At 36.9% G+C, this 16,193-nt stretch carries 16 protein-coding genes, 1 pseudogene and 1 riboswitch; of the genes and pseudogenes, 1 reads left to right on the forward strand and 16 read right to left on the reverse strand.

Annotation, left to right across the window (positions count from 1 at the left end; genetic code table 11):
• Positions 1–13 precede the first annotated feature (13 nt).
• The 13 genes and pseudogenes from AC2VNP_RS03530 to AC2VNP_RS03590 all read right to left on the reverse strand — a co-directional run bounded on the left by AC2VNP_RS03530 (position 14) and on the right by AC2VNP_RS03590 (position 13,548).
• Complete coding sequence (locus tag AC2VNP_RS03530; protein ID WP_486916031.1) at positions 14–1,048, reverse strand: FecCD family ABC transporter permease; 1,035 nt, start codon at positions 1,046–1,048, stop codon at positions 14–16.
• Complete coding sequence (locus AC2VNP_RS03535; RefSeq protein ID WP_486916032.1) at positions 1,032–2,021, reverse strand: ABC transporter substrate-binding protein; 990 nt, start codon at positions 2,019–2,021, stop codon at positions 1,032–1,034. The genes AC2VNP_RS03530 and AC2VNP_RS03535 overlap by 17 nt, the downstream gene beginning before the upstream one ends.
• Before the next feature lie 237 nt (positions 2,022–2,258).
• A riboswitch (cobalamin riboswitch) is annotated at positions 2,259–2,436 on the reverse strand.
• A gap of 59 nt (positions 2,437–2,495) precedes the next feature.
• A pseudogene (locus AC2VNP_RS03540) lies at positions 2,496–2,952 on the reverse strand (flavodoxin).
• Between the two features lie 23 nt (positions 2,953–2,975).
• A complete protein-coding gene (locus AC2VNP_RS03545; protein WP_486916033.1) occupies positions 2,976–3,956 on the reverse strand; it encodes a hypothetical protein in 981 nt (326 codons plus the stop codon).
• 124 nt (positions 3,957–4,080) lie between these two features.
• Entirely contained in the window at positions 4,081–5,859 is a 1,779-nt protein-coding gene (locus AC2VNP_RS03550; RefSeq protein ID WP_486916034.1) for an ATP-binding protein, read from the reverse strand.
• Positions 5,859–6,575, reverse strand: a complete 717-nt coding sequence (locus AC2VNP_RS03555; protein WP_486916035.1) for a response regulator transcription factor — start codon at positions 6,573–6,575, stop codon at positions 5,859–5,861. The genes AC2VNP_RS03550 and AC2VNP_RS03555 overlap by 1 nt, the downstream gene beginning before the upstream one ends.
• 140 nt (positions 6,576–6,715) lie before the next feature.
• Positions 6,716–7,903, reverse strand: a complete 1,188-nt coding sequence (ccsB, locus tag AC2VNP_RS03560) for a c-type cytochrome biogenesis protein CcsB (RefSeq protein WP_486916036.1) — start codon at positions 7,901–7,903, stop codon at positions 6,716–6,718.
• The gene (gene resB / locus AC2VNP_RS03565; RefSeq protein ID WP_486916037.1) at positions 7,887–9,545 is read right to left on the reverse strand and encodes a cytochrome c biogenesis protein ResB; all 1,659 of its coding nucleotides are present in this window, start codon (positions 9,543–9,545) and stop codon (positions 7,887–7,889) included. The genes ccsB and resB overlap by 17 nt, the downstream gene beginning before the upstream one ends.
• Before the next feature lie 12 nt (positions 9,546–9,557).
• Positions 9,558–10,085: a thiol-disulfide oxidoreductase ResA gene (gene resA, locus AC2VNP_RS03570; RefSeq protein ID WP_486916038.1), complete on the reverse strand. Its 528-nt coding sequence runs from the start codon at positions 10,083–10,085 to the stop codon at positions 9,558–9,560.
• 294 nt (positions 10,086–10,379) lie between these two features.
• Positions 10,380–11,108 carry a pseudouridine synthase gene (locus AC2VNP_RS03575; protein WP_486916039.1) on the reverse strand — a complete coding sequence of 243 codons (729 nt, stop codon included), beginning with the start codon at positions 11,106–11,108 and terminating at the stop codon, positions 10,380–10,382.
• A 175-nt stretch (positions 11,109–11,283) separates the two neighbouring features.
• On the reverse strand, positions 11,284–11,817 hold the full coding sequence (locus AC2VNP_RS03580; RefSeq protein ID WP_486916040.1) for a spore maturation protein: 534 nt from the start codon (positions 11,815–11,817) through the stop codon (positions 11,284–11,286).
• A 2-nt stretch (positions 11,818–11,819) separates the two neighbouring features.
• Positions 11,820–12,407 (reverse strand): nucleoside recognition domain-containing protein, encoded by a 588-nt coding sequence (locus AC2VNP_RS03585; RefSeq protein ID WP_418200890.1) that lies wholly within the window; start codon positions 12,405–12,407, stop codon positions 11,820–11,822.
• A complete protein-coding gene (locus AC2VNP_RS03590; protein WP_486916304.1) occupies positions 12,400–13,548 on the reverse strand; it encodes a D-alanyl-D-alanine carboxypeptidase family protein in 1,149 nt (382 codons plus the stop codon). The genes AC2VNP_RS03585 and AC2VNP_RS03590 overlap by 8 nt, the downstream gene beginning before the upstream one ends.
• 166 nt (positions 13,549–13,714) lie before the next feature.
• Here AC2VNP_RS03590 and AC2VNP_RS03595 point away from each other — a divergent pair, with 166 nt between their 5' ends.
• Positions 13,715–14,437, forward strand: coding sequence for a DUF421 domain-containing protein (locus tag AC2VNP_RS03595; protein WP_486916041.1), 723 nt, complete (start codon positions 13,715–13,717; stop codon positions 14,435–14,437).
• A 296-nt stretch (positions 14,438–14,733) separates the two neighbouring features.
• On the opposite strand, the gene AC2VNP_RS03600 is transcribed toward AC2VNP_RS03595, so the two are convergent.
• The 3 genes from AC2VNP_RS03600 to spoVAE are packed head-to-tail and all read right to left on the reverse strand — an operon-like array spanning position 14,734 to position 16,193.
• Complete coding sequence (locus tag AC2VNP_RS03600) at positions 14,734–15,591, reverse strand: YetF domain-containing protein (RefSeq protein ID WP_486916042.1); 858 nt, start codon at positions 15,589–15,591, stop codon at positions 14,734–14,736.
• 32 nt (positions 15,592–15,623) lie between these two features.
• The gene (locus AC2VNP_RS03605; RefSeq protein ID WP_275116637.1) at positions 15,624–15,830 is read right to left on the reverse strand and encodes a DUF1657 domain-containing protein; all 207 of its coding nucleotides are present in this window, start codon (positions 15,828–15,830) and stop codon (positions 15,624–15,626) included.
• A 12-nt stretch (positions 15,831–15,842) separates the two neighbouring features.
• Complete coding sequence (spoVAE, locus tag AC2VNP_RS03610) at positions 15,843–16,193, reverse strand: stage V sporulation protein AE (protein ID WP_486916043.1); 351 nt, start codon at positions 16,191–16,193, stop codon at positions 15,843–15,845.

Raw genomic sequence — 16,193 nt, forward strand, 5'->3', positions numbered from 1 at the left:
CCATCCATACAGATTATAATCTATGACGTTGTCGAATTAAGATGATTGCAAATACTGGGCCGCCAACGAGAGCCGTTATGACTCCAATAGGCAATTCGGTTGGCGCAATTAATGTACGAGCAACTAAATCTGTAAGCACAAGAAAACCTCCACCGATTAAAACAGACAGCGGTAAGAGATGACGATGATCCGGCCCCCAAATTAACCTTGTTAAGTGAGGAATGACTAAACCGACAAAACCAATTGCCCCAGATACTGCTACAGCTGATCCAGTTAACAAAGCCGCTCCAAATAAAATCATTATTTTACGAGCTTGAATATTTACACCGAGATGCTTAGCTGTTTCTTCTCCAAAAGCTAATGCATTTAATTCTTTAGCATTAAAAAGTAAAATTAAAAATCCTGCGAAGAAAAACGGAGCAATTAAATAAACATAGCTCCAACCTCTCATCGAGACACTTCCCATTAACCAACCAATGATTTGTCTTAATTCTTCACCTGTTAAAGCAATCATTAGAGAAATAAATGATCCTAAAAAGGAACTAAGGATAATACCTACTAATATAACGGTGTGTGCAGCCATCGAACGATTAAGAGCCCGTGCAAAAAATATCACTAGAAATAATGTAAAAAATCCCGCACCGATACTTATTACGGGTAATGTATAGGGCCCTAGAAAAGGGATAGCAATACCAAAAAACATAACTGCCACGGCACCGACTGCCGAACCTGAGGATACTCCGAGTGTATAAGGATCAGCTAATGGATTTTTTAAAAAACCTTGGAAAGCAGCCCCTGCTAATGCAAGGGCACCTCCAACAAACATGGCTAATAAAACGCGTGGAAAGCGGATTTCCATCACAATGTTTACATACATCACATCAATTTCTCTAGCTAAAGGTAGACCCACCCACTCTTTTCCTATAATTGTAATCACTTCAAGAAAAGGGATCTGAACACTACCTACCGCTATCCCTACTACTACAGAAATAAATAAAAATGCTAGGCATACAATGTAGCCTAATAGTATATTAGTCTTCAAAGACATCTGGGTAAATAAATTTTGCAAGTTGTTCCATTCCTTCCGCAAGGCGAGGACCCGAACGTGTTACCGTATCATTTTCTACATCATAAATTCGATCATTAACCACTGCATTTACATCTTTCCAAGCTGATCTACTTTTTACTTCTTCACTTGGATTTTCAATATAATAGCCATATGTTGTAATTATTACATCCGGGTTTTGACTTACTACATCCTCTTCTGTAAATTGAGGCCATCCTTCTTGATCGCCTGCAACATTTGTTGCATTTAATAATTGGAGTAGCTCATTTAAGAATGTATCTTTACCAGGTGTATATAAATCAGGTGAAACCTCAACCCATACATTTTTACGATCTTCTTCTGAAATTTCTTCTGCTTTTGTTGTTAATTCAGTTATTTTATTTTGCATATCTTCAATAACAGTAGTTGCTTCTTCAGATTGACCTGTTACTTCACCAATCATGCTAATACTTTTATACACATCTTCAAGTTGCTTCGCGTCATTTATAATAACAACCTTTATCTCAGAGTTTCTTAACTGATCTAAGCCATCTGCTGAACTATGTGCTCCTGAAGCATGAGCTAGAACCACATCTGGTTGAAGGGAAATAACTTTTTCCACATCGAAATCCATTCCACCTACTGTTTCGATTTCTGTTACCTCTTCAGGAAAATTACACCAATCCGTTCTCCCGACTAATTTGTCTCCTGCACCAACTGAAAAGACAGTTTCTGTAATACTAGGTATTAAAGAAACAATTCGTTCAGGCTCTTCCTCTATAGTTACCTCGTTTTCAAATGCATCAGTAATTGTTATCGGAAAAGCCCCTGCTTCTCCACTACCAGTCGTTTGCTCTTCTGTATCTTCCGTCGGTGCTTGTTCTGTTTGCGGCTCTTCTTGGTTATCTGTGCCACATCCTGTTAATAACCCAACAGTCAGTAATGCAGCAACCAACCACATATACCATTTTTTCATTTTCTCCAACCCCTTTTAAGTTTGTATGTCTTTGTGTATTCAATGAAAGAAATTGCAGATAGGATATTATGTAAAAAAAATAAGCTCTCCTTCAAAGGAGAGCTTCGGTTTCAGTTTAATAGATCACCTAGTAACACTTGGATGCTAAAAACATTCCATTATGTGTCATTCTCATTAGAAAAGGATACTCTTTTCCAAATGTCAGATCATATCACACTGCTTACCTTTTCCGCGAAGGTTACACAATACTCTAAGGCAGGTCTCCTGACTTGTACAATGATGCCCCTTTACCTTCCCATCATAAAGACAGTGGTTTATTAAAGAGTATTCGTACTTACAGTGGCGCGACCGTGTTGGAATTTCACCAACTTCCCTATTCACACTCATATGAGTGACCTTAAAGTTAAACACTTATTCAATTCATTGAGATACGACTTAATTATACAAAATATTCGATAATTCGTCTATATAAACTTAAACATTTGTTTTTAACTTAACTTTTTTTGCAAACTCTCTACCAAAATCTTTGCACGTTTCTTCTTCACCATCAGGGCCTAATTCTATTTTAAGTCCCGCCTGTACAATTTGACCTTTTCTTTCCTCAATGATCGCTTCTAGTAAGTCAACAGCACCACAAAATATTTCATATGCTGTATCCCCAGAACCAAAGACAGCAAATTGTTTATCTGTAAAATCCAGCCCAGCCATTTCATCATACAAGTCTAAAAATTCATCTGGAAGTTCGCCGTCTCCCCATGTATAAGCACCTAAAATTACTGCATCAAATGCATTTAATTGGTCAGGGTCACAAATCAACAACATCTAATTTCGTTACGTTCATATTTTCCTTTTGCAATCCTTCTTCAATTAAATCGACAATCGCTTCTGTATTTCCTGACATACTAGCATAAACAAGTAAAACCTCACTCATTTTAACATTCCCCTTTCAAACTATTAATGTAAGACTAATTCACTGTTACTGTTTTTCGTTTCAGTTAACTCATAAGTTTGCATTGAATGCTTCAACTCATAATGACCTGCTATAACATACTCTTGTTTATTATTTGCAATTCGCCATCCATGACCTTTGACGGTATTACACGGAACAATAATATTATGTTCTAAGTGGATTTGGGAAATGGTCGCAATACCCTCTTTGTCTTGGGAAGATGTTACAAATATAAATCCAGCGTCTTCTGTAACATCTAAAAAGCTCGTTTGGCTTTCAATTTGATTTAAAGCATTCCAAAAGTATTCATTATGGCGATTTGAAAGATAACAAGTTTCAATTCTACCTTTAGACCCACTACACGACCCTCCAGCAGCAATGAGCTGACTTTCATAAACCATTAAACTAGAAAACATGAAATCATTTTCCTTCTTAATCCAATACAGCCTTAAACTATTTAGATCTAATCTCCAAATCCCTCCATATTTTCGATGAATTTTCGTACCGATGAATAAGGAATGTCCTGATAAACATAATGAACGAATAGCTGGTGAATTTTCTCTTAATTTCTCAAAGGGAGAAATAGAGCTCCATGTCGCTCCGTAGTCATTAGAAAAATATATGGAATTGTTTCCATGAGTAATGACAAGGCCTTTAGAGCTTGCAACTACGCTCCAAATAGTTGCCGAAGTCGGTAAAAACTTATGACTCCATGTTAACCCACCATCACTGCTCCTAATAAAAACTCCTCTTTCACCAACTCCATATAGAAGTGAACCACCATTAATGAGCTTTACTATTCGAAAAGGAAATGAAAATTGACTTGTTAACTGATGTCCTTTCATACGAAAGATGCCTTTTCTTCCGACTGCAACTATGTATTCTCCATTTTCAACTTTACAAACAGCAGTAGCTCCACGGACTGTAGTTTTCATCATGTTCACTAGTAATTCCCCAACGGTATTAATAATGAAAATCATTTTCATTATTATAATAATTGAAAATGATTTTCATTGTCAATAGTGATATGTAAAAAAAGAGAAGTCATTTTGACTTCTCTTTTGCTGAATTTTGTTTCTTATGAAACAAGATTATTCGTTGCTATTCCATTTAATCTTCTATTTTTCGAGGAATTTGAAATGTAAATGTTGTACCTTCATTAATTTTACTATGAACCGAGATTTCACCGCCATGTGCTTCAACAATATTTCTAGCGATGGCGAGACCAAGTCCAGTACCTGAGCGGCCACGAGTTCTTGCTTTATCAGCTTTGTAAAACCTTTCAAAAACGAAAGGTAAATCTTCTTCAGGTATTCCTGAACCACTATCTTCAATATCGTACCGTAAGTAATTTTCAAGTTGTTGAACTTTTAATTGAACAGTGCCACCTTTATCTGTATGGCGGATTGCATTATGGATCAAGTTAGTTAACACTTGTTCTATACGGTCAGGATCAAGATGCGCAGGTGTGAGGTTCTCGTCGATATGAGCCGTTAAAGTAATACCTTGTTCTTTCGCTAACCCTTGAAACTTGCGATTAATCTTTTCGGATAGCTCTATTACATTGACAACTTGAAGCTGTAACTCAATATGGCCTGCTTCCATCCGAGCTAAGTCTAGTAGTTCATTGACGAGTCGGCCCATCCTGAGCGATTCATCATAAATAATTTGAGCAATTTCCTTTTTCTCTTCATCGGTCTGAGCAATGTCATCAATAATTGCTTCACTATATCCTTGTAACATAGAAATAGGAGTTCTAAGCTCATGAGATACATTGGCAATAAAGTCCTTGCGAAGCTTATCTAATCTTCTTTCTTCAGTGATATCACGAATTACTGCGACTGCACCGCGCACGAACGTTTTATCGTAGAGTGGGGAAAGGATAATGGCCCAACTCCTGCCTTGTATATCCATTTCCATTGCTTGTTCTTTTTCAATTGCTACAACTTGCTGGAATAACTTTTTAATCGCTTTTGGTAAATCATCGGCTTTACCGTCTAAACCTTGATCGTAATACCAAGCTTGCAAGAAACGTTCAGCTGGCGGATTCGTAACAACAATCTTCCCTTTACGGTCAATTGTAATAACGCCATCGGCCATACTGCTTAAAATTCTAGATAATTGTTCTTTTTCTTGACTTAAAGCCATTAAATTGCGATTTAACTCGCGCCCCATTCGATTAAAGGCTATTGCTAGTTGGCCAATTTCGTCATTTGTTAAAATCGGTACTTTTGTATCAAATTTACCCTCAGCAACTTCCATCGATGCTTGTCTCATTTTACGAAGAGGTGCTGTTATTCTTGACGATAAGAAAAACGCAAAAATCGTCGTTAATACTATGGCAATACCTGCAGAAAAGTAAATGATTCTTTTCGTTTCACCGGTTGTTTCTTCTAAAGCAGATAGAGATTGATACAAGAATACAGCACCTGGCATGTCTAACATTTGAATAGGACGCCCGACGATCATGACTTCTGTATGAACTTCTACACCATTTTCATAAAAAGGGAAGTCACCTTGACTAACAACTTGTTCACCCTGTTCAAAAACTTGTGAAAGAATAGGATCTTCAAAAAAAGTCACAATAGGTAAATCAACATTGACTGTATCATTAGAAGAATACCAGTAATCATCACCTTGAATAATGACTACTTTTGTCTCATATGACTCTGCGATTTTTGATATTGTTGATAGTGCGGTTTCTTCATTTTCATATTCTTCAATAATCGTTGCTACCATCTTTGCATGATTCATAAGCTGAGATTCAGCTTCAATAACATGAAATTTCTCGAAGTATTGAAGAAGCATGACCATTAATATAGACAATAAAACAGATACTAATAGCAGGATCGTAAACCAAAGCTTACCTACAACACTCCGCCAAAGCATTACCCTTTCACTGCCTCGAATTTATAACCAACGCCCCAGACCGTTGAGATCATACTCGCAGCATCTGGAGACACTCGATTTAACTTTTCACGTAATCGTTTCACATGAGTATCTACTGTTCTTAGATCACCGAAGAAGTCGTAATTCCACACATCTTTTAATAATTGTTCCCGAGAGAATACTTTATCAGGGGATAATGCTAAATAATGAAGTAATTCATACTCTTTAGGCGTTAAGTTAATTTCTGTACCTTCTACTGTTACACGGTGTGCATCATTATCAATCGTTAAATGCGGGAAAACAAGAATATCTTTTGACCCTGTATTTGTTTGCAAGAATTTAGTTGAAGAAGATCGACGTAACAGAGCTTTCACTCGTAAAACAACTTCACGCGGACTGAAAGGTTTAACAATATAGTCATCAGTTCCCACTTCAAAGCCTTGTACACGGTTTGCCTCTTCACCTTTTGCTGTAAGCATAATAATTGGTGTTGCTTTCGTTTTACGTAACTCCTCACAAACTTCAATTCCATCTATACCAGGCATCATAATATCAAGCAAAATTAAATCGTAATCTTCTTTTAATGCCATTTCTAATGCTTGTTCCCCATTTTCAGCATCTTCTACTTCATAGTTTTCTCTCTCTAAGTACATCTTTAGTAATCGACGAATACGCTCCTCATCATCTACTACTAAAATCTTAGCCTCTTGTTCCATTAACTTTACCTCCCAAATATAAACAAATAGTACATAAAATGTGTATTACGACATAATACTCTTTATTTTACCACGTTTCAACAATAATCAAAACGATACAATGATGAGGCTGACTCAAAAAATTGAGTCAGCCTCATTCCTTACGCATAAGAGTGTAAACCAGCTATTACTAAGTTAACAAATACAAGATTAAACATGATAATTGCAAAGCCTATTACACATAACCATGCTGAACGTTCACCGTGCCAACCTTTAGAAAGTCGAAGATGTAAATACGCAGCATAAAATAAGAATGTAATAAGAGCCCAAACTTCTTTAGGGTCCCAACCCCAGAAGCGTGTCCAAGCAATTTGTGCCCAAATCATTGCAAATATTAACCCACCGAGTGTGAATATTGGGAACCCTATCGCAATTGCACGATAGCTTAATTCATCTACACGATCTGCATTTACTCCTTTTAAGATAGGCTGAATTTGCGCACCAATTGGTTTTCTAAAGATTAATCGTAATAACCAATACAACACAAGTCCAGCTAACAAGGCCCAAACTACCGTATTCGCATCATTACTACGTAACCAGGCAGGCATTTCAAGCCACGGACTCATACGATCTTCTGTTAACAATTGACCTTCGTTTGGTCCTAGTAGTGGTGGTAAATTATAGACCATTTCCGCTGGCTGATCTTTTTCATTAACATATGAGAAAGATGCCTCATAGTTTAATGCATTAAAAAGATACCCTACTAGTATAAATCCAACTGTTGCAATAATACTGTATAAAATAAACTCTAAAGATCTCGTCTTTTTATCCTTTTTAGAATAATCGATAGTACGAAGTAAATAAATCAAACCTGCAGCAAAACCAATCGCAAGTATCCCTTGTCCTAATGCAGTCGTAATAACATGTATTTTCAACCAGATACTTTGTAAAGCAGGAATTAAAGGTGCTACTTCGCTTGGGAAAATCGATGCATAAGCTATGATCAACATGACGGTTGGCATCGAAAATAAGCCAAGAATGTTGGAGCGATAAATAGCGTAAATGATAATAAAAGCAAGTCCTACCATAATTCCTAAAAAGGTCGTATATTCAAACATATTACTTACAGGTGCATGCCCCGCTACGATCCAACGCGTAATAAAATAACCCATTGCAAATAAAAAACCAACGATCGCAGAAATAAATCCGAATGTCCCCCAACGGTTACCATTCATTTCTCCTTGCTTGTCACGCCACTTCTTCCCTGTAATCGATACAGCAAAGAAAATGGTCGACGCTAAATACAAGAAGAAAGCAACCATTAATAAATTACTACTTAAAGCTGCCATCTTGCACTTCCTCCTTAGGTTGTTTCTCATCTTCCTTTAAAGCCACTTGGTCTACTGGAGAAGAAAGTTCTGTTCCTTCAATCATTCGATCGACTTCATCTTTCAAAGAGTTCCAGTTTTTATTCGTATGACCAGCGATCCAAATTTCTCCATCTATACGTTGGACCCAAATTCTTCGATGTACCCAATATGATCCTTGAATGAGTCCAATCATGAAGATCAATCCGCCGACAATTAAGATACCTAGTGTATAGTCTTTTCGTACCGTTAGAGCTGTAACATTTTTAGTTTCCACACCATCAAATCGTAATTGGTAATCATTCTCCCCGAAAGGTTCTAAGTTTTGTCCAATGGCTAAGAAACTCACTTCTCCATCAGGATGTTCAGGAGATACCATTTCAAAGATGAATGCAGGATTATTAGGAATTCTTGACTGGCTCGCTGGTTGTCCTTGATTATTTAAGAAATAATCAGGGAAGTAATGGCGAACTTTTACCTTATAGCCATCTCCTAAGTCATATTCTGCTTGTGGATCAAATAGATTGACAGAAAAGCCTCCAATCGGTTCTTCTGCCCCTTTACGGAGCATATTAAAGCTCATTACATTTAACTCATGTAATTTGTAATCGACTTGATATAATGCATAACCATCAAATTTAAATGGCTGATTTACTAGAATTTCATGGCGATCCACTTCTACCAATTCTGCATCTGCACCAATTGTGTCGGTTTCTTCTCTTTTGAACAGAACGGCATTGGTTTGATACGTTTTAACGACTGTAGCTCCAGAATTTCTAATGGCTTCTCCAAACACCTCATCGTCTTCATCATATAACTCAACAATGAACTTTTCATTTTTTAAGTAATACTCCTGATTGGTACCTGGGATAACCTCAATTTCCCCTTCACGGATCCAAACAAAGTCGTCGACATACATGCCTGGGAAGTAACGTAACATACAGCCAATTAAAAAGATAATAATTCCTATATGGTTAACGTATGGACCCCAACGTGAAAAGCGACCTTTCTCACCTACAAGGTTCCCATTTTCTTCAGTTACGTTATACTTACGCTTTTCTAAATTCTCTTTAACTTTTGCAATGGTCGCATCATCATTACTTACTTTTGAAGTTCCAAAAATTCGTTGACGCTTCATAAAGTTTTCATGTCTCGTTACTCGTTGTGTTTTTAGAGCACGATATAATGGAACTACACGATCCAAGCTTGCTATCGTTAAAGAAACTCCTAGGGCTGCTATTAATAACATGTACCACCATGAACCATAAAGATCATGAAAACCAAGCTGGTAATAGAGTTGACCTAAAACCCCGTATTCTTCCGCGTAAAATCGCGCTGGATTAACTCTAGGTGGTATATACATTTCTTGTGGAAATATCGTTCCTATCGATGACGCAACGAGAGTAACCACGATAATCCATATTCCTACTTTTACGGAAGAAAAGAAGTTCCATATTTTATCGATAATCGTCCGATTGTAGGTTTGCGATCGGCGTGCTACACCTTCATACCTCATGTTAAGAAGTTCGCTTTTTTCTGCTTCTAAAGGTTTTCCGCACGATTCACAGATTTCAGTTCCAAATGGATTAACATGACCACATTCGCATTTAATTTCTTTACTCATGTGAACACCTCATTAGGATTGCGGTTTTATCTCTTCTAAAAATTTTCTTACGATGGGCTCGTCCATAAACCCACTATGCACTCGAACGACTTCTCCATGTTCATCAATTAAAATCGTAGTTGGAAGTGGCCGAATTCCATAAGCTTCTGTAATTTTCCGACCTTTGTCGATAGCGACTGGGAACGACAACTTATACCGGTCTACAAAATTTTGAACGACCAAGTCGGACTCGTCTACATTTAGTGCGACGATCTCAATACCTTGATCTTTATACTCATGATACAGTTCTTCCATGATTGGCATCTCTTTTTCACACGGTGGACAAAATGTTCCCCAGAAGTTTAAGAAAACACCTTTCCCTTCTAATTCTCTTAATTCAATCGTTTCGCCGGCTAAATCAGCAACAACAAAATTCTTTGCTTTATCTCCTGCGCGAACAACTGATTGATCTGAAAAGAAGTTAATATAAAACGTATAACCGATAGCGATCGAGATAATTGCTAAAATGGAACTACGAATAATAAGCCTTCTTTGTTTCATTATGCTCTCCCCTCTCATAAAGAAAAACGCGTGGGGCGTTTATTCCAAAAGTAAGAAGTGTTGTGAGATTGGTAGAAATCGACTATGATACGTGCCTACTTCTCTTCCCAACTACCTATTACTCACAGATGAATTTGACTATGTGATTGTTTCAAAGAAGTATGAAAAAAGTTTGAAGAAAATTTTAAAAAGAGGTTAGAAAGAATGGCTTTATCCTTTCTAACTTTTAAAATGCGACATTTTTCTACCTTTAGTCTTATTATAACGATGGAAATGTTGCTTATTTAGTTGAGATTATGACTTTTGTGTGACAGCTATTTCTCGGAAGTGTTTAACCTCAATTGGCTTCAAAGGCCTGAATTCGCCGGGGGTTAACCCTGTAAGGTCCAAGAAACCATATCTTTCTCTTTTAAGTTTCATGACTTGATAGCCAAGCGCTTCAAACATTCTGCGTACTTGACGATTTCTTCCTTCATGTATTGTTAATTGAACAATCGATGTTTGATTTTTTTTATTCACTGAGAGTACCTTGACTTTTGCGGGTGCCGTCTTACCATCTTCTAAGCGTATCCCGTCTTTTAACTGCTTTAACTGTTCTCTTGTAGGGATACCTTTAATTTTTGCAACATACACTTTATCAATTGTATGTCTTGGATGCATCAAAAGATTCGCAAACTCCCCGTCATTCGTTAACAGAATAAGTCCAGAAGTATCATAGTCGAGTCTACCTACTGGAAAAATTCTTTCCTCCGCTTCAATAAAATCGGTTACAACTTTTCGACCCTTGTCATCTGAAACACTGGAGATGACGCCAGCTGGCTTATATAGCAAAAAATAAACCGGTTGTTCCCGGTCAATTGGCACTCCATTTACTTCTATGTCATCTTTATTGGCGTTTACTTTAACTCCTAATTCACGAACTATTTGACCGTTGACACTTACCCTTCCTTCAACTATTAACTGTTCTGCTTTTCTTCTTGATGTTACACCCGCTTGGGCAATAACTTTTTGTAATCGTTCCATATTTTCACCTCATTGAACATCTTAAAGCTTCTGATGTAAATTCTCAAGTTTTCATTATTATAGGTTAATTATTGTCACTTTTTACATATTAGATAAGCTAGACTTAATAATCAATACTTTTTATTTTTATCTACAATAAAAAAACACTAACCAGAGTTAGTGTTTTTTTTATAGTTTACGGTCCAAACACTAATGTAACGATAACAATAGAAGCAATAATACCAACTATATCTGCTAGCAGCCCTACTTTTAAGGCATCACCCATTTTCTTAATCCCGACTGCTCCAAAATAAACGGTTAACACATACAATGTCGTGTCTGTACTTCCTTGCATCGTGGAGGCTAGTCTACCTATGAAAGAGTCTGGACCATATGTAGCAATTAAATCTGTCGTCATGCCTAAAGCTCCTGTTCCAGAAATAGGCCGGATCATTGCTAGAGGAACAATTTCACTAGGAACACCAATTGCGTGCAATATCGGCCTTAATGAATCGATTATAAAGTCCATTGCTCCTGATGCACGAAAAACCGATATAGCTACAAGCATTCCAACTAAATAAGGAATGATTGAAATGGCCATTGAAAAGCCTTCTTTTGCTCCCTCAACAAACGTTTCATACGTAGGAACTTTTTTGTATGTTCCATATAACAAAATAAAAGCGATAAGCATTGGAATTATCCATATTGATATTACTGTTATCCATCCCATGCTTACCTCCTCCTCATTCGACGATAATAAAAATAACGATCAATTAGAATGGCGCCTACCGTTGAACAAAATGTAGCAAGTATCGTTGTTCCGACAATTTCTGTAGGTGATACTGAATCATAGGTCATACGAATTGAAATAACAGTCGTTGGTATTAAAGTTATACTAGCGGTATTGATCGCTAATAAGGTAATCATTGATCGACTAGCTTCGTCTCGGTCACCATTTAACCTGCGTAACTCTTGCATTGCTTTAATCCCCATAGGTGTAGCCGCATTTCCTAAACCAAACATATTTGCTGTCATGTTGGAAAGAATGTAACCCATTGCTGGATGATTACTAGGTACTTCCGGAAATAATCTAGTAGCAATTGGCCTCAATAGTTTTGCTAATCCGTCTAACAGACCGGCACTCTGTGCAATTTTCATCATCCCAAGCCAAAAAACAAGAATACTTATTAGCCCGAAGCAAATAGTGACTGCATCTTTAGCACCTGCAAATATAGCTTCATTTACCTCAGGCATTTTCCCATTTATTCCTGCAAAAATTAGTCCAATCACGAGCATGGTCACCCAAATGATATTAATCAATGATTTTCACTCCCAAAGTGAGAAAGAAAATTTCCTTTATTTGAGACCAAAATCCTTTTTTCTCCTCTTCTATTGGTGTTAAGAAGTAAAGAGGGATACTATTTAATGTTTTACCATTCATTGATATAGTTAACTTCCCAACCGGTTGTGGCATATAAATCTTGTTGGCCTCTTCACCTTTTGGGGGACGATATAGGGTAATATCCTTTTTTACTCCTTCTCTTTCTTTTACAGTAAGCGGGTACTTAAATGTATACGGTATATAAACTCTATCTTTGTAGAATTCGTCTTGAATTCCTTTGATCGTTCCTTCCTCTGCGAGAGTCTCGACTTTATAGCGGTCAAATGCAGAATTAAAAAGATTCATATGGTCGTTCCAGTCACTTGGTGCATTTAAAGTAACACAAATTAAATCTAGATCTTCTTTTGTCGCTGTTGACACAAGCGTTCTTTTAGCTCTTTTTGTGAAACCTGTCTTACCGCCTGTAGAGTATTTGTATAATTGAGTGAGAAGTCTATTTTTATTTTGCCAGTAACTATATACGTCACCTTCTCTTTGTGCTTTATAATTTTTAGTAGACGAAATTTCTCGATATTGCTCGCTCTCCATTGCATACTGCGTAAGCTTCGCCATGTCATAAGCGGTTGAATAATGTTCTTCATGATCATCGAGTCCGTGTGGGTTTGAGAAGACGGTTCGATTCATACCGATTTCTTGAGCTTTTTGATTCATTAAATAAACGAACCCTTCAAGACTTCCCCCAACATGTTCGGCTATCGCGACAGCTGCATCATTTCCAGACCGAAGCATAAGACCATACACTAAATCCTCAAGCTTAATTTTTTCTCCAGCTTTTAAATAAAGGGATGATCCTTCTGTTCCTTCCGCTCGTGTTGAAACTTTTACATACTCTTCCATCTTTCCTGATTCAACTGCTAGAATCGCTGTCATAATCTTGGTAATACTAGCAATCCTCATTTGTTGATGTTCATTTTTCCCATATAATACTCGACCAGAAGATTGTTCAATTAAAATTGCCCCTTGAGCAGAGACTGAGAAAGCCTCACTTTTACTCGTAAATGAAAATGTAGAAAGTAATAAACTAATAGATAAACATATGATTAGTACTTTTTTTCTCATGTACATATAAATCCCCGCCTGAATAGTAGTTTGTACAAGTGTATGCACAAGAAAATGAAGTATGAACAAATTTGTCCAACTCCTAATAAAATGGAATACTTCTCCATCTATTTGAGAAAACTATCCTGAATTAATTACTATTATAGTCAAGTGATTTGGTGATGATATGGACGATATTCTTAGAGAATCTGCCATTATACTGGCTCGCATTTTAACGATCTTTCCGTTGTTTTTAATGGTTACGATTTATATGGGTAAACGTTCGCTTGGCGAAATGCCTATATTTGACTTTCTCATCATTATTACATTATCTAATGTTATTGGTGCCGATATTGCCGACCCAACAGTTGATCATATTTATACCTATTTAGCTGTTATCGTCATTCCATTACTTCAAAAGTCGGTTGCTCGCTTATTAATCTCCAATCGTAAATTAGGTAAGAAACTTACTTTTGAACCGACTTTAGTGATTCAAGATGGAAAAGTACTAGTTGAAAACTTAAGGAGAATACAATATACCATCGATAATGTATTGCAAATGTTAAGGCAGAAAGATATCTTTGATATTAGCGAGGTTAAAGTCGCTATCATTGAAGGAAATGGACAAATGAGTGTAATGAAGCAAGAAAATAAGATGGAAGTTACCATTGAAGATATGAATTTAGAGAAAAAGAATGTCAGTTTAGCTCTGCCTTTAATCGTAGAAGGTGAGGTTTACGAAGACATCTTAACTTATTTAGGCTTAGATCGTCCGTGGCTCATTCAAGAGTTACAAAGGAGAAGTATACCAAACGTGAATCGAATTTTTTTTGCTTCTATTAATCAAAATCAAGAACTTCATATATCATTGAAAAAAGAAGAGCAACATATGCCTCCTTTTTATCATTAACGTGAATTGAGATAAGAAAAGCGCAAGGCCCGTTCAGCGACGTACGGACTGCAGCACACCGCATGAGATATAGGAACACATGATTTTTGTAGGTTTTTGTCGAGAAATCGGTAAAGTGAAAAAGTTGAATGTAAAACCGGCAAAGTTAAAAATAAACTGAACTAAGTTAAAAATAAATTGACCAAAGTTGATAATAAATACATAAAGTTGTTAAAAATTAAGCCAGTCTGAAGCTAGACTTGAATTTTATACTTTCTCTCACTCAAAAACAAGAGGCAGCATCACAGATCCGCCTCTTATCTCAATATTGGTTTTAACTTTTTCATGACATCGTCCATATCTTTGGCACAACGTTGATACATTTTTTTAGCCTGCTCGGACTCAGTTTGCATTGAAAATACTTCTAGATCAGCTTGGCACTTTTTTATCGCAGCAAATAGCAATGGTTTTTCAACAGGTTCTGGAATTTCTATTTGATCATCAAATACATCGACAGTTAACTCACCATAGGAGTCTATTTGGCCTATATAAACATTTTCAATAGCAACCCCTATTTTATCTAGTTCATGTTCCAGCCATCTTCGGTTAAATCCAATCGTAGCAAGTGGTTCATCTAGAATTTTTCCGTCCATGATCACTGTTTCTGGCTGTTTAATTGGAGCGACCTGGATTTGCATATCCTTTGAGGTTAAAGGTTGATATTCTTTTTTTAATAGAACGTTGACTGCTCCATTTGGCTCTAGAACAGCAAACTCTACATCTGCAACACGAAAAACATCTTTTGTTCTTAGTTTACTTAACAATTCGTCTGTCGTATATCGACCTTTTCTAATATTATCTTCAAGAACTTTACCGTCTTTAATGATCGGTATGCCTTTACCCCCGATCACATTACGAAATGTCTTACTTTTTACCGCTAGTGAACCGATTATATAGGGAATAAAAATCCACATAAATAAAGCAATGGCTGCATGGCCAGGGGGGATGCTTAATGCTACTGAACCAATCCCGACAATAATAGCCACAGCGGCCGCTACGATAAATTCGAAGTACGAAAGCTCTCCTATAGCTTTTCGGACAAACAGTTTCGCACCAAACAAAACAACAATAATACCAACTGATGAACGTAAAACGATTTCTAACCAGCCCGGCAAATGAAACCCTCCTTTCTTAAATCTTTCATGAACTAAAATCCATTATATTGAGGCTCTTCTCGTTCAAGTTCGCCAATTCTCTTTTCTATGTCGCCAATTACTTTTCTAGTGGTTAAGCATGTTTCATGAAATACTTGTCGCACTTCTTCATCTTCTGTTTCAATTGAAAATGTATTTAATGATGCCTCAATTCCCTTGAGTGAAGAAAGGCACTGTTTTACTTGTGAAGCTACTGTCATAATAATCCCTCCCTATCCCTTAGGTTTAAAAATCAATGCTGCAAAAAAACCAAATATTATAGCTGCTGAAATACCTGCACTAGTTACCTCAAAAATCCCTGTAATAACACCGACTAACCCATGCTTTTCTGCTTCTGCCATCGCCCCATGAACTAGCGCATTACCAAAACTTGTAATGGGAACGGTTGCACCAGCCCCCGCAAAGTCGATGAGCGGCTCATACAACCCAAACCCATCCAGTATCGCTCCTGTTACAACTAACGTGCTCATTGTATGTGCAGGGGTAAGTTTAAGAACATCCATTAAAATTTGTCCAATAACACAAATAATACCTCCAACTACGAATGCCCAAAAAAAGATCAT

Source organism: Alkalihalobacterium sp. TH-98 (assembly GCF_057473385.1).